The 19,568-nt window shown below is 36.5% G+C and carries 24 protein-coding genes; 2 read left to right on the forward strand and 22 right to left on the reverse strand.

The window, feature by feature from the left end:
• Positions 1–6: 6 nt before the first annotated feature.
• From menG to AC0NJG_RS08390, 13 genes are all read right to left on the reverse strand, one after another.
• A complete protein-coding gene (gene menG, locus AC0NJG_RS08330) occupies positions 7–720 on the reverse strand; it encodes a 2-heptaprenyl-1,4-naphthoquinone methyltransferase (RefSeq protein ID WP_001187662.1) in 714 nt (237 codons plus the stop codon).
• A 29-nt stretch (positions 721–749) separates the two neighbouring features.
• The gene (locus AC0NJG_RS08335) at positions 750–1,499 is read right to left on the reverse strand and encodes a heptaprenyl diphosphate synthase component 1 (protein WP_140168449.1); all 750 of its coding nucleotides are present in this window, start codon (positions 1,497–1,499) and stop codon (positions 750–752) included.
• Positions 1,500–1,711: 212 nt separating this feature from the next.
• Positions 1,712–2,281, reverse strand: coding sequence for a GTP cyclohydrolase I FolE (gene folE, locus AC0NJG_RS08340; RefSeq protein ID WP_001151482.1), 570 nt, complete (start codon positions 2,279–2,281; stop codon positions 1,712–1,714).
• 120 nt (positions 2,282–2,401) lie between these two features.
• Positions 2,402–2,674, reverse strand: a complete 273-nt coding sequence (locus AC0NJG_RS08345) for an HU family DNA-binding protein (RefSeq protein ID WP_001043860.1) — start codon at positions 2,672–2,674, stop codon at positions 2,402–2,404.
• A gap of 298 nt (positions 2,675–2,972) precedes the next feature.
• Positions 2,973–4,451 (reverse strand): stage IV sporulation protein A, encoded by a 1,479-nt coding sequence (gene spoIVA / locus AC0NJG_RS08350; RefSeq protein ID WP_000416519.1) that lies wholly within the window; start codon positions 4,449–4,451, stop codon positions 2,973–2,975.
• Between the two features lie 243 nt (positions 4,452–4,694).
• Positions 4,695–5,408, reverse strand: a complete 714-nt coding sequence (locus AC0NJG_RS08355) for a hypothetical protein (RefSeq protein ID WP_474062979.1) — start codon at positions 5,406–5,408, stop codon at positions 4,695–4,697.
• A 48-nt stretch (positions 5,409–5,456) separates the two neighbouring features.
• Positions 5,457–5,660, reverse strand: coding sequence for a DUF2768 domain-containing protein (locus AC0NJG_RS08360; protein ID WP_001288995.1), 204 nt, complete (start codon positions 5,658–5,660; stop codon positions 5,457–5,459).
• Between the two features lie 370 nt (positions 5,661–6,030).
• The gene (locus tag AC0NJG_RS08365) at positions 6,031–6,282 is read right to left on the reverse strand and encodes a stage VI sporulation protein F (RefSeq protein ID WP_000369754.1); all 252 of its coding nucleotides are present in this window, start codon (positions 6,280–6,282) and stop codon (positions 6,031–6,033) included.
• A 115-nt stretch (positions 6,283–6,397) separates the two neighbouring features.
• A complete protein-coding gene (locus AC0NJG_RS08370; RefSeq protein ID WP_000161775.1) occupies positions 6,398–7,420 on the reverse strand; it encodes an NAD(P)H-dependent glycerol-3-phosphate dehydrogenase in 1,023 nt (340 codons plus the stop codon).
• Positions 7,421–7,438: 18 nt separating this feature from the next.
• Complete coding sequence (der, locus tag AC0NJG_RS08375; RefSeq protein ID WP_001125893.1) at positions 7,439–8,749, reverse strand: ribosome biogenesis GTPase Der; 1,311 nt, start codon at positions 8,747–8,749, stop codon at positions 7,439–7,441.
• Positions 8,750–8,873: 124 nt separating this feature from the next.
• Entirely contained in the window at positions 8,874–9,059 is a 186-nt protein-coding gene (locus tag AC0NJG_RS08380; RefSeq protein WP_000979054.1) for a capping complex subunit for YIEGIA, read from the reverse strand.
• Positions 9,056–9,949, reverse strand: a complete 894-nt coding sequence (locus tag AC0NJG_RS08385) for a YIEGIA family protein (protein WP_000141602.1) — start codon at positions 9,947–9,949, stop codon at positions 9,056–9,058. Before AC0NJG_RS08385 ends, AC0NJG_RS08380 begins: the two co-directional genes overlap by 4 nt.
• On the reverse strand, positions 9,942–10,553 hold the full coding sequence (locus tag AC0NJG_RS08390) for a YphA family membrane protein (protein WP_087951847.1): 612 nt from the start codon (positions 10,551–10,553) through the stop codon (positions 9,942–9,944). Before AC0NJG_RS08390 ends, AC0NJG_RS08385 begins: the two co-directional genes overlap by 8 nt.
• A gap of 116 nt (positions 10,554–10,669) precedes the next feature.
• Between AC0NJG_RS08390 and AC0NJG_RS08395 the strand changes: the two genes are divergently transcribed.
• On the forward strand, positions 10,670–10,804 hold the full coding sequence (locus tag AC0NJG_RS08395) for a YpzI family protein (RefSeq protein ID WP_000513900.1): 135 nt from the start codon (positions 10,670–10,672) through the stop codon (positions 10,802–10,804).
• A gap of 316 nt (positions 10,805–11,120) precedes the next feature.
• Here AC0NJG_RS08395 and AC0NJG_RS08400 read toward each other — a convergent pair whose 3' ends face one another.
• From AC0NJG_RS08400 to AC0NJG_RS08415, 4 genes are all read right to left on the reverse strand, one after another.
• Entirely contained in the window at positions 11,121–12,170 is a 1,050-nt protein-coding gene (locus AC0NJG_RS08400) for a type 2 isopentenyl-diphosphate Delta-isomerase (RefSeq protein WP_087951846.1), read from the reverse strand.
• A gap of 12 nt (positions 12,171–12,182) precedes the next feature.
• Positions 12,183–13,331: a 30S ribosomal protein S1 gene (gene rpsA, locus AC0NJG_RS08405; protein WP_087951845.1), complete on the reverse strand. Its 1,149-nt coding sequence runs from the start codon at positions 13,329–13,331 to the stop codon at positions 12,183–12,185.
• A 335-nt stretch (positions 13,332–13,666) separates the two neighbouring features.
• Entirely contained in the window at positions 13,667–14,344 is a 678-nt protein-coding gene (gene cmk, locus AC0NJG_RS08410; RefSeq protein ID WP_000361265.1) for a (d)CMP kinase, read from the reverse strand.
• Positions 14,345–14,472: 128 nt separating this feature from the next.
• Positions 14,473–14,646: a YpfB family protein gene (locus AC0NJG_RS08415; protein ID WP_000738061.1), complete on the reverse strand. Its 174-nt coding sequence runs from the start codon at positions 14,644–14,646 to the stop codon at positions 14,473–14,475.
• 180 nt (positions 14,647–14,826) lie between these two features.
• On the opposite strand from AC0NJG_RS08415, the gene ansA reads away from it, so the two are divergent.
• Positions 14,827–15,801 carry an asparaginase gene (gene ansA / locus AC0NJG_RS08420; RefSeq protein ID WP_000822020.1) on the forward strand — a complete coding sequence of 325 codons (975 nt, stop codon included), beginning with the start codon at positions 14,827–14,829 and terminating at the stop codon, positions 15,799–15,801.
• 37 nt (positions 15,802–15,838) lie between these two features.
• Here the strand turns inward: ansA and AC0NJG_RS08425 are convergent, their stop codons facing one another.
• The 5 genes from AC0NJG_RS08425 to gudB all read right to left on the reverse strand — a co-directional run bounded on the left by AC0NJG_RS08425 (position 15,839) and on the right by gudB (position 19,442).
• Complete coding sequence (locus AC0NJG_RS08425) at positions 15,839–16,819, reverse strand: YpdA family putative bacillithiol disulfide reductase (RefSeq protein ID WP_087994426.1); 981 nt, start codon at positions 16,817–16,819, stop codon at positions 15,839–15,841.
• Positions 16,820–16,928: 109 nt separating this feature from the next.
• The gene (locus AC0NJG_RS08430; RefSeq protein ID WP_001240643.1) at positions 16,929–17,459 is read right to left on the reverse strand and encodes a peptidoglycan recognition protein family protein; all 531 of its coding nucleotides are present in this window, start codon (positions 17,457–17,459) and stop codon (positions 16,929–16,931) included.
• A 79-nt stretch (positions 17,460–17,538) separates the two neighbouring features.
• Positions 17,539–17,775 carry a DUF3961 domain-containing protein gene (locus tag AC0NJG_RS08435; protein WP_001983018.1) on the reverse strand — a complete coding sequence of 79 codons (237 nt, stop codon included), beginning with the start codon at positions 17,773–17,775 and terminating at the stop codon, positions 17,539–17,541.
• 92 nt (positions 17,776–17,867) lie between these two features.
• The gene (locus tag AC0NJG_RS08440) at positions 17,868–18,077 is read right to left on the reverse strand and encodes a hypothetical protein (RefSeq protein ID WP_087951843.1); all 210 of its coding nucleotides are present in this window, start codon (positions 18,075–18,077) and stop codon (positions 17,868–17,870) included.
• A 78-nt stretch (positions 18,078–18,155) separates the two neighbouring features.
• Positions 18,156–19,442: an NAD-specific glutamate dehydrogenase gene (gudB, locus tag AC0NJG_RS08445; RefSeq protein WP_048527007.1), complete on the reverse strand. Its 1,287-nt coding sequence runs from the start codon at positions 19,440–19,442 to the stop codon at positions 18,156–18,158.
• Positions 19,443–19,568 lie beyond the last annotated feature (126 nt).

The following is a 19,568-nucleotide window of genomic DNA, read 5'->3' on the forward strand; positions in this document are numbered from 1 at the left end:
TTTTTTCTATTTTGATTCTGGTTTCATACCTAAATGCATCGCTGCTACCCCAAAAGTAAATGGCTTCACTTGCACACGTTCAAGTCCAGCTTTTTCGAACATATTAGCCAATTCTTTCATACCTGGGAATGTACTAGCAGATTCTTGCAGCCATGAATATTCTTTATAACTTTTCGCAAATAACTTTCCAAATAACGGCATGATATATTTAAAGTATAAAATATAACCTTGTCGAAAACCAATCATTGTTGGTTGAGATGTTTCTAAACAAATTACTTTCCCACCAGGTTTTACTACACGCGTCATTTCTTTTAATACGTGCATATAATCCGGTACGTTACGTAAACCAAATCCAATCGTTACATAATCAAATGTGTTATCTTCAAATGGAAGTTCCATTGCATTCCCGTGTAGAAGTTCTACTTGTTTTAATTGTAAAGCCTCTACCTTTTGCTTACCAACAGATAACATATTTTCACTGAAGTCTAAACCAACAACCTTGCCCTGTTCACCCACTGCTTCAGCTAGCGCAATTGTCCAGTCCGCTGTCCCGCAGCAGACATCAAGCGCTTTACTACCTGGTTTTACATCCATAATGCGCATCGTCTCTTTACGCCACGCTTTATGCCTTTGAAAACTAATTACAGAATTCATTACATCGTATTTATCAGAGATTTTCTCAAATACATCATGTACTCTTTCTTCTTTTGATTGTTGCATGCTCGTACCTTCTTCCAATGTAAAATTGCTTATGTCTTCGATTTATCTCTTAACACAGAGTTTATTTCGCTTATATCTGTGTGATTTTCTAAAAATTTATTTGCTTTCTTTCCGAGTTCCATCATCCATCCATTCATAACTGTTTCTGCATCCGCTTGATCGTTCAAAATCTCTTGAACCGCTTGAAAAACAGGTGAATGCTGTTTTTCAACATGTAGTTCACATTCTTTTTGGAGACGATTTTTCCCTAGTACATATGTTATAAACGATTTCCAATGCGATAAATGAAAATGATCACATGTTTTTTGCAAAAGTGCAGACTCAATTGTTACTACACTTTCCAGTATGTCATCCATCGTTTTATGCGCTTTTTGATATAACATTATTTTGTGTTCATTAATTTCTTTAATTCCTTCAGCAAGCGCACGAATTAAAACGATATCACGATTCATAGACAATAAGTAATAATATAACCCGCTATAATAATCACCAGCAAGCACTGTTAACTGGCGACGCTTATGCGATTCATTCGCTTCTTCCCCTACTTTATTCGATACTCTTTCATGTGTATCAAGCGCAATTTGCACAAGCATAATCGTTACTACATAATGCTCAATTTGTTCTATATGTAAATTTGCACCCTTTAAAGCACCATATAACAATGCTATTTTCTCTTCATCAATAAATGGTTCTTCAATATAGTTTATAAAATAAGGATGGCGTAATTTCACCATCAATTTCTCTCTTATACCCGCATACCCTCCGTAGATGTCACACACAAAAATCACCCTTGTTTTCTAATTCATAAAACTTATTATAACACATACACTCTATTTTCTATAACCAAAACTTGGCTACTCTTTCCAAACTTCTATCGAACTAAATAACATCTTCTATTCTTTTAAGTAGCTTTTCTATTCTCACTCTGCCTTGCTAAAACTATATCATTTATTTACAAAAAAAAAAAAGAAAAGCAGTTTCCTACTTTTCTTTACTTCGTTTTAATAAAAGATAAAATTTCACTACGTGCTGCAGCATCATTTTCTAGTACACCACGTACTGCTGTTGTTACTGTTTTTGCACCTGGCTTTTTCACACCGCGCATCGTCATACACATATGTTCCGCTTCTACTACTACCATTACACCATGCGGCTCTAGTACTTCCATAATAGAGTTCGCTACTGTTGATGTAATACGTTCTTGCAGTTGTGGACGACGTGCAATTGTATCTACAGTACGAGCTAATTTACTTAACCCTGTCACTTTTCCGCCTTGCGGAATATATGCAACGTGAGCAACTCCATAGAATGGAACTAAATGATGCTCACACATCGAATAAAACGGTATATCTTTTACTAGTACAAGCTCCTCGTGATCTTCTCCGAACACTTTGTGCAAATGTTCTTTCGGATCTTCATGCATACCTGAGAACACTTCTGCGTACATTTTTGCAACACGCTTTGGTGTATCAAGTACTCCCTCACGATTTGGGTCATCTCCGATTGCCTCTAAAATAAGGCGTACTGCATGTTCAATTTGTTCTAAATTAACTTTTGCCATCCGCTAGCCCTCCCGAAAACCTAAAAGTGATACGAACACATTCTAGCATATTTATGTTTTTAAAAGCAAAAAGAAGAGTTTCCAAAAAGGAAACTCTTCTTCCCTGTTAATATGTAAGGATTATTTAACCGCATCTTTTAACGCTTTACCAGGTTTGAATGCAGGTACTTTACTTGCAGCGATTTCAATCTCCTCACCTGTTTGTGGGTTACGACCTTTACGAGCCGCACGCTCACGAACTTCGAAGTTACCGAATCCGATCAGTTGTACTTTATCACCTTGTTTTAAAGCTTCTAAGATAGAATCAAAAACAGCGTCTACTGCTTTTGTTGCGTCCTTTTTAGAAAGGGAACTTGCTTCTGCAACAGCATTGATTAAATCTGTCTTGTTCATGCCATTCACCTCCTCCCAAAGATAAGACTGTATAATGATCATAAAATGAGTCTTACTTTCATTTGTAGGCAATTTTTACAAATTCTATACTACAAAGATGTAGATAAATCATTATCAACGCCTATATTATACGATTCTCCTTTATAATTCAATATTTTTAAGGAAATTGTTACTCTTAAAATGTGAAAATCTGATGAAACTTGACAATTTACAACAATATATTAGATAATGGCTATTTATTTCTCTATTTTGTATGCGAAAATTAAAAAAATCCCTCTACGATGAGAGGGATTTTTTCTTATAATATAATCGCGATTAATCCGCCAGATCCTTCATTAATAATTCTTTCTAGCGTTTCTTTTAATTTATATCTCGCATTTTCTGGCATTAAAGATAGTTTCGCTTGAATGCCTTCCCGAACAATTGAGCTAAGCGAACGTCCAAATATATCAGAATTCCAAATTGATAATGGGTCATCTTCAAAATCTTGCATTAAGTAACGAACTAGTTCTTCACTTTGTTTTTCAGTACCAATAATTGGCTCAAACGTGGACTCCACATCAACTTTAATCATATGAATAGATGGTGCTACAGCTTTTAATTTCACACCAAACCTTGAACCGTGACGAATAATTTCTGGCTCATCTAAGCTCATATCAGCTAACGCAGGCGCCGCTACACCATATCCTGTTTGTTTTACCATACGCAGGGCATCCGCCACTTGATCATATTCTATTTTCGCATGAGATAAATCGAGCATAAGCTTCAATAAATGATCTTTCCCTCGAATTTCTACCCCTACTACTTCTTTTAAAATTTGATCATATAATTCATCTGGTGCATATAAATCAATCTCTGCTACGCCTTGCCCCATATCAATGCCAGCTAGGCTCGCTCGATCAATAAATTCATACTGACTAAACTGCCATACGACACGGTCTACATCACGAAGACGTTTTATATCCTTCACAGTCTCTTGAACGGCTTCTTGATAACTTTGGCGTAACCAATGCCCTTCATTTAGCACCATTACCCAGCTCGGAAGGTTCACATTCACTTCTAAAACAGGGAACTCAAATAATGCCTCTCGAAGTACATTGTATACATCTGTTTCTCTTAAACTTTCAACACTCATCGCAATGACTGGGATATCATATTCTTCAGATAAGCTTTGGCGCAATTGCTCTGTATCTGGATGATACGGCTGTACAGTGTTAATGATCATAATGAAAGGTTTTCCGACTTCTTTTAGCTCATTTACGACGCGTTCTTCTGCCTCTATATAATCTCTTCTTGGGATTTCACCAATCGTTCCATCTGTTGTAATTACAACACCAATTGTTGAATGTTCTTGAATTACTTTACGTGTTCCGATTTCTGCAGCTTCATGGAACGGAATAGGTTCTTCATACCAAGGAGTATTAATCATGCGCGGGCCATTCTCATCTTCATAACCTTTTGCTCCTGGAACTGTATATCCGACGCAATCTACTAATCGAATATTCACTTCAAGACCTTCATCTACTTCGATAGAAACCGCTTGGTTTGGAACAAACTTCGGTTCCGTCGTCATGATTGTACGGCCAGCAGCACTTTGAGGTAGTTCATCCTGCGCTCTTTGACGGTCAGACTCATTTTCAATATTAGGAATAACTACAAGTTCCATAAATTTTTTGATGAATGTTGATTTTCCTGTTCGAACAGCTCCTACAACTCCAAAATAAATATCACCGCCTGTGCGTTCCGCAATATCTTTAAAAATATCTACCTTTTCCAAGTGATTCCCTCCCTCAATATTTTTGGGAATAATTCCACGTTTATAGTCAACTAATACCTTCTCTAACGTTGCCTATAATATCTGATATAATATAATGGTATTCTAGAAGTGCGGACAATATATCATATAATTTTGTCCAATTTCATATGACTATTAAAAAAATACCTTTTGTTTGCATCGCAAGTTGTGTAACATAAAAAACCTTTCTTCTAGAACTTATTCACTAAAAGAAAGGTTCATGACTTATGATTTTAAAAAAATTGGTTCTCCATTCTTTACCGTATACGGTAAAGAATACGCAGGTACAAACGGAGAATCTTTCGAAAGTATATTCCGAATATCTTCCCCCTCCTTAATTTGCCCTTCGTTTTTTTTCAACGCTTCATATAAGTCCATTCTATAATCAACATAAATTTCTCCCTTTTCATTAATTACAAACGGAAGTCCTTTACCAGAATACGGACTTGTCACTTGCGGTACATCTTTATATCCAAGTTTTTTGAAATCTAATTCATACACACCATCTGAAATTACCTTTTTAAATGGTGGATATTGATGTTCATCTCGATACATCCTAAGCTTTAATGATAATTGCTGAATTTGTTCAGCCATCCTCACATCAATTAACTTTACTGTCGGGTTTGTTTCAACGTCTATTAATACGTATTGATATACTCCCCCGCTTTCATAGGCATTCCCTGGCGCTTCTTGTATGTAACGCGGAGAAATCTTTTGAAAATCGATTGGGTATTTTTGATAAATAGGCGTATTCATATCCCGCGTCTTAATTGGCAATATCCCGTCATTTTGCTCCTTAAATGTCGCAACAGCTTTTTGAACGACCTGCAACTGATCTTCATAAGGCACAGCATTTTGTTTCATATTTTCTTTTGGATACAGACATCCTGTTAAAATGCTCATACAACAAAATATTAAAATAATATGGATTTTTTTCACTAGTAATCACCTTTTCATACTAATATAACTCGCTCCGTACCATGCCCTTTACTGCTGTACAGGTCCACTAAATACAACAAGAAAAATAACAATTCCTGATACAATCATAAGGGTGTACGCTACCAACGCTGTAATCCCTTTCAAAAATTTATTCTTTATTTTATATCTGCTTAGCAAAATAAAACTTACTGCAAAAAACATAAATCCAATTGCCCCTAAAGCAAACCACATTTTTATAAGCCCTTCCGACATATACACACCCCCTTTTTACCAATCTATTTTTATACTATTTTAACAAATTAAAATCTTTAAACAAATACAAAAAGAACATTTTACTACAAATCTAGATAAAGTGAAACTTTAATCAGTGGGGGTTTTCTTCATCCCCCACTGATTATTAGTTGAACCAATCGGGCTTTTATGGGCAGTTGATCCCCCACCTAACTTCTTTGCTTTCGCTGAATTTTGAGGTGGGGGTCTTACTGCCCATTAAAGCGGGATAAAAATAAAACCGAAGCGAGTGATACACTCGCTTCGGTTGACCAAATATGCCCAAAACAGCTCTATTCCCATACTTTCATGGCTATCATATGCAATCTACAAACTCTTTGTTTCTCATATTTTATTTTTTAAACATTTTGCTTAACGAGCCAAAATCTGTCGGCATATTATTGTTAATAATCGCTTTTACAATTTGATCCTCTTGTTCTTTCGGCACTTCACGTCCTGCCATAAGAGCCACTTGATGAATCAATTGACGAAGTACAGTCTCATCACGTAAATTCGCATTTTGTACAGATGATGCTAATTTAAAAATATCTTCTTTATTCACTTTTGCTTCTTTTTCAATGTTATTAAAAATGTTGTTATCCATTCTTTTCACCCTCTCCTCAAGTTACTCTTCATCCTATGCAAAAATAAAAAAATGGTGAAAAGACCCAAAAAAATAAAAAGCGACAGAAGTACAATTGTACTTCTGTCGCTTTTCTTTAAAGTAAGTCAGGTATAGCTTCCACTTCATGTTTTCGAACACGCCCCATTAATGAGCCCACTGCATCTTTTACATTATTCCCATTGAATAAGACGTCATATAAAGCAGCTGTAATCGGCATTTCCACTTCCATTTTCTCTGCCAACTCATGCGCAGCTTTCGTTGTTCTTACACCTTCCACAACCATACCCATGCTTTCTAACACTTCTTCTAAAGAGTGTCCTTTTCCAAGCAAATTCCCAGCACGCCAATTTCGGCTATGGACACTTGTACAAGTTACAATTAAGTCACCCATACCAGTTAGACCAGCAAACGTTAACGGATTTCCACCCATTTTTCTTCCTAAACGAGCAATCTCCGTTAAACCACGCGTCATTAATGCCGCTTTCGCATTATCACCTAATCCAAGACCATCAGTTATCCCAGCAGCTAATGCGATAATATTTTTTAACGCACCACCAAGTTCAACTCCAACGATATCTGGATTTGTGTATACACGGAAGTAACTATTCATAAACAAATCTTGTACTTCCTCAGCCGCTTCCATACGCTTTGCTGCAGACGTAACAGTTGTCGCCTGACGTAACCCAACTTCTTCAGCATGACTCGGTCCAGACAGTACAACAACATCTTTAATTAAGTCCTCTGGAATTTCTTCCTCAATCACTTCCGAAATACGTTTTGACGTACCAGGTTCAATTCCTTTACTTGCATGAATCCAAGTAGTCGGACCCGCTACATATTTCTTCATATCTTGTAGTACTTCTCTATACGCTTTCGTTGGTACTACAAGCAGTACTACATTTACATCTACTAATGCTTCTTCTAAAGAAGAGTAGGCTACGATTGTGCTTGGCAATGTAATTCCCGGAAGATATCGACTATTCTCATGTTTTGTATTAATCTCATCCATAAGCTCAGAACGATTTCCCCAAATACGTACATCATGCCCATTGTCAGCTAATACCATCGCTAACGCTGTTCCCCAGCTACCTGCTCCAACTACTGTGATTTTTGTCATAAAATCACATCCTCTCCATTAGTCTCTTGCTCTAGCGATAATGTGAATCGGCGTTCCCACAAAGCCAAATGATTCACGTAAACGATTCTTTAAGAAACGCTCATATGAGAAATGCAATAGTTCTGGATCGTTTACAAACACAACAAATGTTGGTGGTTTTACCGCAACTTGTGTTGCATAGAAAATCTTCAGACGACTACCGTTATGCGTTGGCGTTGGGTTCATCGCTACCGCATCCATAATTACATCGTTTAATACATTCGTTTGAATACGGATACTATGACTTTCATTTACCTCATCGATAACCGGTATTAGCGTTTGTGTACGTTTTCTCGTTTTCGCAGATAAGAACACAATCGGTGCGTACTCTAAAAATTGGAAATGAGCACGGATGTTTTCTTCAAATGCTTTCATTGTTTTCTCGTCTTTTTTCACTGCGTCCCATTTGTTTACAACGATAACGACAGCTCGCCCTGAATCATGAGCGTATCCAGCGATTTTTTTATCCTGTTCAATAATTCCTTCTTCACCGTCTAAAACGACTAAAACAACGTCAGAACGTTCAATCGCTCTTAGTGCACGAAGTACACTATACTTCTCTGTACTTTCATACACTTTCCCTTTTTTACGCATACCAGCTGTATCGATAATTACATAATCTTTCCCATCTTTACTATATGGTGTATCGACCGCATCACGAGTTGTTCCTGCTACATTACTAACAATTACACGCTCTTGACCAAGAAGAGCATTTACAAGTGATGATTTCCCTACGTTTGGACGTCCAATTAAAGAGAAACGAATTGTATCTTCATCATATCCGTCTTCTTCAATCTTTGGAAAATGCTGTGCAGCTTCGTCTAATAAGTCACCTAATCCTAATCCGTGTGTACCTGAAATTGGGAATGGCTCACCAAATCCTAATGCATAGAAATCATAAATATCACTGCGCATTTCCGGATTGTCCACTTTATTTACTGCCAGTACAACCGGTTTATTTGAACGATATAATATTTTTGCAACTTCTTCATCAGCTGCTGTTACACCGTCACGACCATTCGTCATAAAAATGATAACATCCGCTTCATCAATTGCTACTTCAGCTTGTTGACGAATTTGTGTCAAAAATGGCTCGTCTCCAATATCAATTCCACCTGTATCAATAATGTTAAATTCATGATTTAACCATTCTCCAGCGCTATAAATACGATCGCGCGTTACACCTGGAATATCTTCTACGATTGAAACTCTCTCTCCAACAATTCTATTGAAAATAGTAGATTTCCCTACGTTCGGGCGGCCTACTATTGCTATTACTGGTTTCGGCATATACTTTCATCCTTTCAACTTGCTTCTGTTTATTATGTAAAAAACCCTTCTTTGTGCAAGAAGGGATTTGCATTCCAGAATATTTCTCAACGTATCAAAACACCTCACATTATAACACACGTTGCTAATGTTTCACAATAATATATACATTCTCTTGTAAGCGATGCGCAATGCCATCTAGAATTGCCTCTAAATTATTTGCAACAAATTCTAATTCCTCTGTCGATTCACAAGTAAACAGAGGGGCACCACCAGCAAATTTCTCCGGGGTCGTTGTAATAACTGCAAGAATTACACTTTCTAACATCATCTCTTATCTCCCCTTCCTTTCGGGGCTTCCGATGACATATGAACAGCACTTTCTAACGTCGGCACGTTCCCTATGACACCTATCGCTTTCTCCGCATCTTGATCCTGTGGCAAGACAAAGATTCCAACCCTACCATCCTCTAAATCACGCTTTGCTAACGGTACAAGTGCCGGCGTACCAGAATCTCTATAAATCCCTAAAGCAACAGAAACATCATGTAAAATAGCCTGTCGTTGTCCTAAGTTGGAGATTGTCACCATCGCATCAATTGTTTTCGGCCTTAAAATAAAACCCATTCCATATTTCATAATTTCCTCTTGTCTTGCTGGCAATCCAATATTCATAATGTAAATATTATCAATATATAGCCCTGCTCCTTCAAAACGAAGTGGAACATGCTCTATATCAACAAGATCATGCAACCTTCTACCAGACATTAATTTTTTCGCAATAAAAAATGCGATGATTGCCATAATTACTCCAGCAATCCATGAACGGAACCCTATATACGCAAACGTCGTCACAAACGACGTTAACATCGCCAAATAGTTGCGACTTTCAAAAACTAATGCAATTCCTTCAATGTATGTATTCCCACGCGGTACGAGCTCATAACCATCTAATTGTTGCAATGTATTTCTTTCCATATTGCGCACATCACGAAACTGTGTTGCTGCCAACGTAAGAAACGTAATGGCAGAAAAATCTTTTTTCAAAATGGACGGAATTGCAATTGCTCCTAAAGCAGCTGCAATTAACCCCATCGCAATATGAATAATTTTCCCGTGAAGTCTCGTCGGATATTGCCGCGTATCCGTCCGGAGCATTAGCACTCTCGTTACTGTCCCCGCTATTACGCCACATAAAATGGCCGGTGTATATTCAGTCATGTATTACCCTCGCCTTTCTTTTACGTGTTTTTCTCTTGAACTGTTCCATATATACTGATGCTTTCGCAATCCAAAACAAAATTGCCATAAAAAATGTAGAAACGGCGACGATATCAAAAAATGCTAAACTTCCGTAATCATAAGGAAAATGTAGTTTCCGAAAAATAAGTGTCACTAGCAATTCTCCCTGTAACATTCCTATATAAAGGGAACATAATCGTAGTATGCGATCTTCGTGTAATAAAACCGATGCATACACAAGTGCACCACTTAACAAAAACAATCTGTCCACCACAATCCAAATTGGATCATATACTTCTAACAAATGAAAACTTGTATATAACATTGCAATAATAAGTGCCGAAAGTAAGCTATATAATTTTTTCCAAATAGAATATAGTGCGATTCCTATAAAAGCAACAACAGAAAGTAAAAGTGCATTTACTGATACCGTGAATGAAGCAATCGTTACATGTAACGGAGAGCAAATAATAAAAATCAATATACAGGCGCTTATCTTCCACCGAATAGAGTCCTTTTTCATAAAAAAGGTTACAATAATCCACCCTATCCAAGCTACAAAATAAAAAGTACTCCCTTCCATCATTTCACCTCCTATGTTTTCCATTATGGGAACTTTTTATGAAAGTTAATCCACTTTCTTCACGCATAGTTTTTTCATATAACAGCAACACTTTTAATAAGGAGGTGCTATTCATTATGGGTAAAGATCGTCAAGAACGAAAACTAAGAGAATCACGCCGCGTTGAATCTGACCGTGACCAATCACTACAATATCCAGGCGCAACTGGACTTGATACACCAGAACAAGCTCGAAAACAAAATCAGCACTAGTGAATACAAAAAGACGGTTTCGATATGGTACGAAACCGTCTTTCATATATCCCTCATAATTTTTATTTATATCAAAATAATATTTCACCTGCGAATCTTTCTACAATTTATTTTTTACCCTTCCCTTTTCCCTTAGCAAAATTAAACCTTCTTCAAGAATTCAATTGCACACTATCTACATTTTTCAGTCGAAACTTTTTAATTAAATACTCATATATATAGATAACTTTATTTTTATAGAATATTAATTATATCCCTCGCCTTATATTACTAAAACGAATAGAATACAAAAAAAATCAACCAAACGGTTGATTTTTTATCTCCTACTATAATGCGTCGTATCAATTCCACGCTGCGTTAACCAATGATACGTTTCGCCCTTTACAACAAGAGGTACAGATTGCAACTCTTCTATCGTCTTCGCACCGAGAGCTGTCATAATAAATTTCAAATCTGTATGTAAAAGATCAATTTCATCCACTAACTTCTCGATGCCATCTTGCATTAAAATGCGTAAAAAGTATCCAGCAAAAGCAGTTGTATTCGCCCCTAATGCGATTGCTTTCGCTACGTCAAGCGCTGTTTGTATACCCCCAGATGCAATAAAAGAGAGGTTATTATTTGTAGAGGTTGCTTCAATAATCGAGGTTGCTGTTTGTATGCCCCAGTTATTAAAATAAGAAAGCATTCGCTGTCTTCTTTCATTTTCAACAGCAGCAAAATTCGTACCACCTTGTCCGCCAATATCAATTGCCGTTACACCTATGCTCGCTAACTGTTGCATTGTTTCCTTGCTCATCCCAAATCCAACTTCTTTCACAATGACAGGAACTTTACTATTTAAAACAATTTTCTCAATGCGCCGAAGTACACCAGTAAAGTCACGGTCTCCTTCTGGCATCGTTAACTCTTGGATGACATTTAAATGAATTTGCAATGCATTCGCTTCAATCATATCAACAGCACGCTCTGCCTGTTCGATAGTTGCCTCACTACCTAAATTAGCAAAGAAAATACCATTTGGATTTACCTTTCTGATAATCTTATAAGAAGCAGCCTCACTTTCATCTTTTAATGCCGCCATTTGCGAACCTACAGCCATAGCAAGGTTATGATGTTTCGCTACATATGCTAATTGCTCATTGATATGTAACGTTTTCTCTCCTCCACCACCAGTCATCGCATTGATAAAAATCGGCGAACTTAGTGAAAGTTCGCCGATTTTTGTTTCACATGTTATTGTGTCATAATTTGAATTTGGCAAGCTTTGATGCACAAAATCAATATCATGAAAGCCATGCGTACGAGACTGACCAGTAGAAAGAGCGTATTCAATATGATCTAATTTACGTTTTGCCCTTACCACTTGTACCCCTCTTTATTTCTTTAATTTTTTCAGTTGTTCACCAATAATGTCACTTAATTGGAAAGTAGCAGAATCAGCATTCGGTTCATACTGACTATAATCTTCAGTTACATTATTTTCCTCAAGCGCTTCTTTTATACTTAAAGAAATACGTTTCTCTGCTACATGAACTTCAAGTACTTTCACTTTTACTTCTTGTCCCATTTCCAATACTTCATTTGGATTTTTCACGTGACGGTTTGCAATTTGAGATACATGCACAAGACCTTCGACGCCAGGTAAAATTTCAACGAATGCACCAAATGTAACAAGACGTTTTACTATTCCCTCACGAATATCTCCAGCTTTTACTTCACCAGCAATATTTTCCCAAGGTCCTGGTTGAGCTGCTTTAATTGATAAAGAAATACGTTGTGTATCAGCATCCACAGATAACACTTTCACCTTTACCTTTTGACCTTGCTCTAATACTTCAGAAGGTTGCTCTACACGTTCGTGTGAAATTTGTGAAATATGAACTAAACCGTCCACACCCCCAACATTAACGAAAGCACCAAAGTCCGTTAGTCGTTGTACTGTTCCTTCAACAACGTCTCCTTCTTTTAATGAAGAAATTGCTTCTTTCTTCTTAGAATCTAGTTCTAATTCTACTACCGCTTTATGCGAAAGGATCACACGATTTTTTTCACGGTCCAATTCAACAATTTTCACGGCTAATGTTTTTCCTTTATAGTCAGTAAAATCTTCTACATAATGTACTTCTACAAGTGAAGCTGGGATAAAACCACGAACACCAAGGTCCACAACTAATCCACCATTCACGATATCTTTTACGGTAACATCAAATACGTGACCAGAAGTAAATTTCTCTTGTAATTCTACCCATGCTTTTTCTGCATCAACAGCACGTTTAGATAAGACAAGATCATTTTCTTCTAATTTAATAATCTTTAATTCTAGTGTTTGATCTAATTCTACAACATCGCTTGCTTTTTCAATATGAACGTTAGCTAATTCACTAATTGGAATTACGCCATCTGTTTTGTATCCAACATTTACAAGCACTTGTTTCTCTTCAACTTTCGTTACAGAACCTGTAACAACGTCACCAACTTGTAATTCTTTTGAATCCATAACTTCTTCATTCATTTTCTCTACCATGGAAATACCTCCCTACAGAATTGACAAAGCATTTTTTATGTATATACGAAATGAAAACAATTGTTTCCATTTGCATGTTTAAGAATTTATCATCACATACGTAAGCTTCATACATTTCACTAGAAAATATATTAAACCTATATAAATAGTATACAGCAAAATCATCTTGAAGAAAGTATGTTTTGAAATATAATAGCGAATATATTCTGAAAGTTTTATCCCTCTTTTATTAACTTCTTACAAATCTGATCATTTGTCAAGGAAAGAGACTCACAATTCACGTATCCTTTACATTTCTATAGAAATAAAAAAAAGAAAGGGGCTATGCCCTTTCTTTATTTCGCAAACACTCCTGAAACAATACTCATAATCTTTTGGACAACTTCTTCAATTGATAAAGAAGTTGTATCTAATTCCAATGCATCATCAGCTTTTTTTAGAGGAGAAACTTCACGTTCTGAATCTAATTTATCACGCTGAGCAATTTCTTCTTTTAACTGCTCTAAATTAGAATCGAAGCCTTTATTCATATTTTCTAAATGTCTTCTCTCTGCTCTTTCTTCAACAGAAGCAAGCATAAAGATCTTCACTTCAGCATCTGGTAACACATGTGTACCAATATCACGGCCATCCATTACAACGCCGCCTTTTTCTGCTAACTCTTGTTGACGGCGTACCATTTCTTCACGAACAAGGCGATGTTTCGCCACAATCGATACTCGATTCGTCACCTCAGGTGTACGAATGACTTCCGAAACATCTTGTCCATTTAAAAATACAAGTTGTGTATTTTCTCCTTGCTGAAACTCAATTTTCACATTTTTTACAACTTCCATTAACTGTTCTTCATTCTCAATGTCAACTTTTTGCTCAAGAGCTGCATATGTAATCGTACGATACATTGCGCCTGTATCAATATAAACGTAAGAAAGCTTCTTCGCTACAACTTTTGCAACTGTACTTTTTCCAGCAGCTGCTGGACCATCTATAGCAATTGAAATTCGTTTATCCATTGTAACACCTCATTTTTTCACTTATAAAACAAAACGAAAAGCAGGTATTCTCCTGCTCCTTCTCATTTGCTTCACGTCATTAAATCCTCAATTATTGTAGCATAATCCTTCATAGAAGAAAATGAAAACTACCTATTCACCTGTAAGATTTCTGCTTTGTTTTTTACCATGACACCTTCATAATAAACAATTTTAGATAAATATTTCACTGATGACTTATGTATAAATAACAATTGTACAACAGAAAGACAAATGAATTGTATTATTAATATACGAATAAGCATTCTCTCCATCTTTTTCAACGTAATGGCTCCCTCCTATACTGTATTTGCACATTTCGTTTCGTAATTTTATACATCGTACATATAGCAGTTCATTTTATTGTCATTTTCGAGGCATACTTTTATACATTTCCATTGTCGAATTTACTCAAAACATGTTATGTTCTAAATGTATTTTTTTACTTGAAAGGGGTATAAGCATTGAAAAGAATCCTAGTTTTACACACAGGCGGAACAATTGCAATGGAGGAAGATAAAGAAACTGGGGTCGTACAACCAGGTGAAAAAAATCCTCTTTTAAAATTCATTCCTGATTTAGAAGGCGATGTTGATTTAATCGTTGAAGATGTGTTTCATCTACCATCTCCTCATATGACACCGAGCGAAATGTTACAATTACAAGTCATCATTGATGAAAGAGTAAAACAAGACAACATTCATGGCGTAGTCATTACGCATGGTACGGATACATTAGAAGAAACGGCCTATTTCTTAGATTTAACAGTACAAGCAACTATTCCGATCGTTGTAACAGGCGCAATGCGCTCTAGCAATGAATTAGGTGCTGATGGTCTATATAACTTCTTATCAGCTGTAAAAGTCGCTAGCAGTAGTGAAGCTGCCGAAAAAGGCGTTTTAGTCGTATTAAACGACGAAATTCATTGCGCCACAAACGTAACGAAAACACATACAAGTAATGTAGCAACATTCCAAAGTCCACAGTATGGACCAATCGGTATGGTAACAAAGCGCGGCGTTGTATTCCACCATGCTTTAGTACATCACGAAACATATTCAGTAAATAAGGTTTCTAAAAATGTAGTCGTTCTAAAAGCGTACGCTGGTATGGACGATACATTGTTAGCAGCAATTGAAAATCTTCCGGTAGACGGGATTGTTATTGAAGCGCTTGGACAAGGTAATTTACCTCCAAGAACACTTCCTAGTCTAGAGCGACTAATAAATAAAGGAATTCCTGTCGTATTAGTTTCTCGCTGTTTCAACGGCATCGTTCAAGATGTATATTCATATGAAGGTGGCGGCAAACAATTAAAAGATATGGGTATTGTATTCACATACGGTTTAAACGCTCAAAAAGCACGTATTAAATTATTAGTTGCATTAGAGAATACAACTTCTCATGAAGCAATCCAAAACATGTTTATGCACGATTAAAAAAGAAGCTGTCGAAGTTTATTTCGACAGCTTCTTTTTATATTTCTCTTGTTGCAATGGTTTGCGCAATCGCATCCCCATGAAATCGACCGTTCTCAATAAATATTTCATTTGCATTATTTCCAGCAGCAATTACACCTGCAATGAAAATATTTTCAGCGTTCGTTTCCATCGTATCCTCTGCATAAATTGGACGTCCTGTCTCTTCATCAATCCGAACACCCATCTTTGTTAAGAAACTATGATCAGGATGGTAACCAGTCATCGCAAATACAAAATCATTTTGGATTGTATATGCTTCGCCATCAACTGTATACGTTAATGTATGTTCAGTAATTTCTTTCACATGAGCCCCGAAATGCATGTCAATTGTACCATTTCGGACTAACGCCTCAAACTCTGGCAAAATCCACGGCTTTATACTTGGTGAGTACTCAATTCCGCGATATAAAACCGTTACACGCGCACCAGCTTTCACAAGCTCTAAAGCGGCATCTACACTCGAGTTTTTCCCACCTATAACGACTACATCTCGATCAAAATAAGGATGTCCTTCTTTAAAATAGTGAGCTACCTTCTTCAATTCCTCACCTGGAACATTCATATAATTTGGATTGTCATAATATCCAGTTGCTACAACAATATATTTCGCTATATATATTTCTTTACTTCCGTCACGCTTTGTCGTCTCAACCTGAAAAACTTCTCCATCTTTTTGAACTTTCTCTACTCGTTCAAAAGCATTTACACGTACAGACTTACGCTTTACTACTTCGCGATAATACGCAAGTGCTTGATTTCGAACTGGCTTACGATTTTCTGTAATAAAAGCTACTTCACCAATTTCTAATTTTTCACTAGAAGAGAAAAATGTTTGATGAGTTGGATAATTATAAATCGCATTTACAATGTTTCCTTTTTCAATTACTAATGGATTTATCCCTACCTTTTGCAACGAAATTGCTGCTGCTAATCCGCACGGACCGCCTCCAATTATGATAGCTGTTTCTTTCTGCATACTCGGTTCACTCCTAGTCTTCTACCAATACACTATTTATAAAAACAAGAAAAAACCTACTTACAGCAGTAGGCACCTATCTTTATTGTATTCATTTTTCATATATTTGTCATCTAAACGAAACGTACATCCGATAGACATCTGCTAAAAACTGCTGAAATTTAATACCTTGTTTCCCTAATACATTTTCCGGGTCAATCTTTCTAGCTGGATCAAGTGTTTTATGTGATACAATATCTTTTTTCGGATTCAAGCCGAAGTTTTGACATAAATACGCATGATACCACGTAAAACGGGTATATGCTTCCCAAAAGTTAACATCACCGCCATAACAAAGCTCCACTCCAATGGCAGCCTTATTAGCATCATACCCATATAAGTCATTATCTGTCGGCACACCATATCGAACATGATAGGCAACTTCATTTATAGGAATAATTTCTAATATCGTTTTGTCATCTATAAATGTATGTGCCGAAGCTTTCGGTTGTATTTCATTAAAATAATCTCGATTCCCTATCGCATTGCTACCAGGATTCCCCGTATCATGACTTACAATAAACCTAACTTTAGAAAGAGGAATTCCCGGTCGTGAACTTCCATATCCAATATAGTTACGCTCTATAGGAAACATCGCCATTACTACCAACTCCCGCTTCAGAAGATTACCTTACTTCCTTATATATGTATTCGGTAGTAATGTCCTTATAGCATATTTCTTACGCGAAGAGAAAATCGAAAATATTTGATGTGAACACCATAAATAATAAAATACTTACAGCAACTCCATAAAAACCGTAAAACCAAACACAATCTTCTTTCGTATCTAAACCGAAAAATTTATTTACTGATTGTAATAATGTGCCGCGCTTACTTTGTTTATTTCTTAATACTTCCACTCGTTCTACAACATCCGCTGGCATCATAAATCTTTGGTCTACTGTCATTTTCATCATTTATCTCTCCTTAAAATCATTTCCGTTTTGTTTATCTAAGGAGAGTATAGCACGTTTGTTCGAGTAGAACAAGCGTTCTTTTTAGTTTTGTTTTATTTTTCAACAAACCAATTAATAATTACTAATATAAAAGCGATAATCGGCCCTACTACAACCGCACCAAATATTAAAAACAATAATCCTTCTCCGAACACCCGAGCGGTACTTACTTTTCGGTCTTGCTTCGTTTTTACGAGTTCTCCCTCTAACCTCTTAACCTTTTCTTCTAATTGTTCTACTCGTTCCATCATTTCATTTCCCATTTACAACACCTCACTCTAATACTTCAACAAAAAAACGTGATTCCCTCGAAAGGAATCACGTTTTCTCATGATATGGTATTATACCCAACCTCTGAAGCGACTTGCTTCAGCCATTTTACGAACACCGACCATATACGCTGCTAAGCGCATATTCACTTTACGAACTTGTGCTGTTTCATAAATAGAATCAAATGATCTTACCATTACTTTTTCTAAACGTTGTTCTACTTCTTCTTCAGTCCAGTAGTAACCTTGGTTATTTTGTACCCACTCAAAGTAAGATACTGTTACCCCACCAGCACTAGCTAATACGTCTGGAACAAGTAAAATTCCGCGATCTGTTAAAATTTTAGTTGCTTCTAATGTTGTTGGGCCATTTGCAGCTTCAACAACAATTTTCGCTTTAATATTATTAGCATTTTCTTCTGTAATTTGATTCTCAATTGCAGCTGGAACTAAAATGTCACAATCAAGTTCTAACAATTCTTTGTTTGAAATTGTATTATTAAATAGTTTTGTTACTGTACCGAAGCTATCACGACGGTCTAATAAATAATCAATATCTAATCCATTTGGATCATGCAATGCGCCGTAAGCATCTGAGATTGCAATAACTTTCGCACCTGCATCATGCATAAATTTAGCTAAGAAGCTACCAGCATTACCGAATCCTTGAACAACAACGCGCGCACCTTTAATATCAATGTCGCGTTTTTTTGCAGCTTCCCGAATACAAATTGTAACACCTTTCGCCGTTGCTGTTTCACGTCCATGTGATCCACCTAATACAAGTGGCTTACCTGTAATAAATCCTGGCGAGTTAAATTCATCAATACGGCTATACTCATCCATCATCCATGCCATAATTTGAGAGTTTGTGAATACATCTGGAGCTGGAATATCTTTCGTCGGCCCTACGATTTGACTAATTGCTCGTACATAACCGCGGCTTAATCTTTCTAACTCACGGAATGACATTTCACGTGGGTCACAGATAATTCCACCTTTACCTCCGCCATATGGTAAGTCGACAATACCACATTTTAAACTCATCCAAATTGAAAGTGCTTTCACTTCATTTTCTGTTACATTCGGATGGAAGCGAATTCCACCTTTCGTTGGACCAACAGCATCATTATGTTGTGCACGATATCCTGTAAATATTTTAACAGTCCCGTCATCCATACGAACTGGTATTTTCACTGTCATCATACGAACTGGTTCTTTTAATAATTCATATACTTCGTTTGGATAACCCAATTTTTCTAACGCTTCACTGATAACAATTTGTGTTGAATTCAATAGTTCAAAATGTTGTTCCCTTTGTTGTTGTGTTTTTGTTTGAGTTCCCTTTTCGGCTACCATAGTAAGTAAACCCCCTGTAATTTCACTTGTTTAGTAAACCTTCATTGCCTAGTATACACCGTTAAATTTGGAATGCAATAGAAAACGCTAACAAATATATACAAAGTATTTTCTGTTGCAAGCGTT

The organism is Bacillus sp. SSR7, assembly GCF_055902415.1.

Bases quoted from the DNA above. Each gene is read 5' to 3' on its own strand.
- menG (WP_001187662.1), bottom strand. From the start codon at position 720: ATGCAACAATCAAAAGAAGAAAGAGTACATGATGTATTTGAGAAAATC.
- folE (WP_001151482.1), bottom strand. From the start codon at position 2,281: ATGGCAAAAGTTAATTTAGAACAAATTGAACATGCAGTACGCCTTATT.
- AC0NJG_RS08345 (WP_001043860.1), bottom strand. From the start codon at position 2,674: ATGAACAAGACAGATTTAATCAATGCTGTTGCAGAAGCAAGTTCCCTT.
- AC0NJG_RS08360 (WP_001288995.1), bottom strand. From the start codon at position 5,660: ATGTCGGAAGGGCTTATAAAAATGTGGTTTGCTTTAGGGGCAATTGGA.
- AC0NJG_RS08365 (WP_000369754.1), bottom strand. From the start codon at position 6,282: ATGGATAACAACATTTTTAATAACATTGAAAAAGAAGCAAAAGTGAAT.
- AC0NJG_RS08370 (WP_000161775.1), bottom strand. From the start codon at position 7,420: ATGACAAAAATCACAGTAGTTGGAGCAGGTAGCTGGGGAACAGCGTTA.
- der (WP_001125893.1), bottom strand. From the start codon at position 8,749: ATGCCGAAACCAGTAATAGCAATAGTAGGCCGCCCGAACGTAGGGAAA.
- AC0NJG_RS08380 (WP_000979054.1), bottom strand. From the start codon at position 9,059: ATGATGTTAGAAAGTGTAATTCTTGCAGTTATTACAACGACCCCGGAG.
- AC0NJG_RS08385 (WP_000141602.1), bottom strand. From the start codon at position 9,949: ATGACTGAATATACACCGGCCATTTTATGTGGCGTAATAGCGGGGACA.
- AC0NJG_RS08390 (WP_087951847.1), bottom strand. From the start codon at position 10,553: ATGGAAGGGAGTACTTTTTATTTTGTAGCTTGGATAGGGTGGATTATT.
- AC0NJG_RS08395 (WP_000513900.1), top strand. From the start codon at position 10,670: ATGGGTAAAGATCGTCAAGAACGAAAACTAAGAGAATCACGCCGCGTT.
- rpsA (WP_087951845.1), bottom strand. From the start codon at position 13,331: ATGGTAGAGAAAATGAATGAAGAAGTTATGGATTCAAAAGAATTACAA.
- cmk (WP_000361265.1), bottom strand. From the start codon at position 14,344: ATGGATAAACGAATTTCAATTGCTATAGATGGTCCAGCAGCTGCTGGA.
- AC0NJG_RS08425 (WP_087994426.1), bottom strand. From the start codon at position 16,819: ATGCAGAAAGAAACAGCTATCATAATTGGAGGCGGTCCGTGCGGATTA.
- AC0NJG_RS08430 (WP_001240643.1), bottom strand. From the start codon at position 17,459: ATGGCGATGTTTCCTATAGAGCGTAACTATATTGGATATGGAAGTTCA.
- AC0NJG_RS08435 (WP_001983018.1), bottom strand. From the start codon at position 17,775: ATGATGAAAATGACAGTAGACCAAAGATTTATGATGCCAGCGGATGTT.
- AC0NJG_RS08440 (WP_087951843.1), bottom strand. From the start codon at position 18,077: ATGGGAAATGAAATGATGGAACGAGTAGAACAATTAGAAGAAAAGGTT.
- gudB (WP_048527007.1), bottom strand. From the start codon at position 19,442: ATGGTAGCCGAAAAGGGAACTCAAACAAAAACACAACAACAAAGGGAA.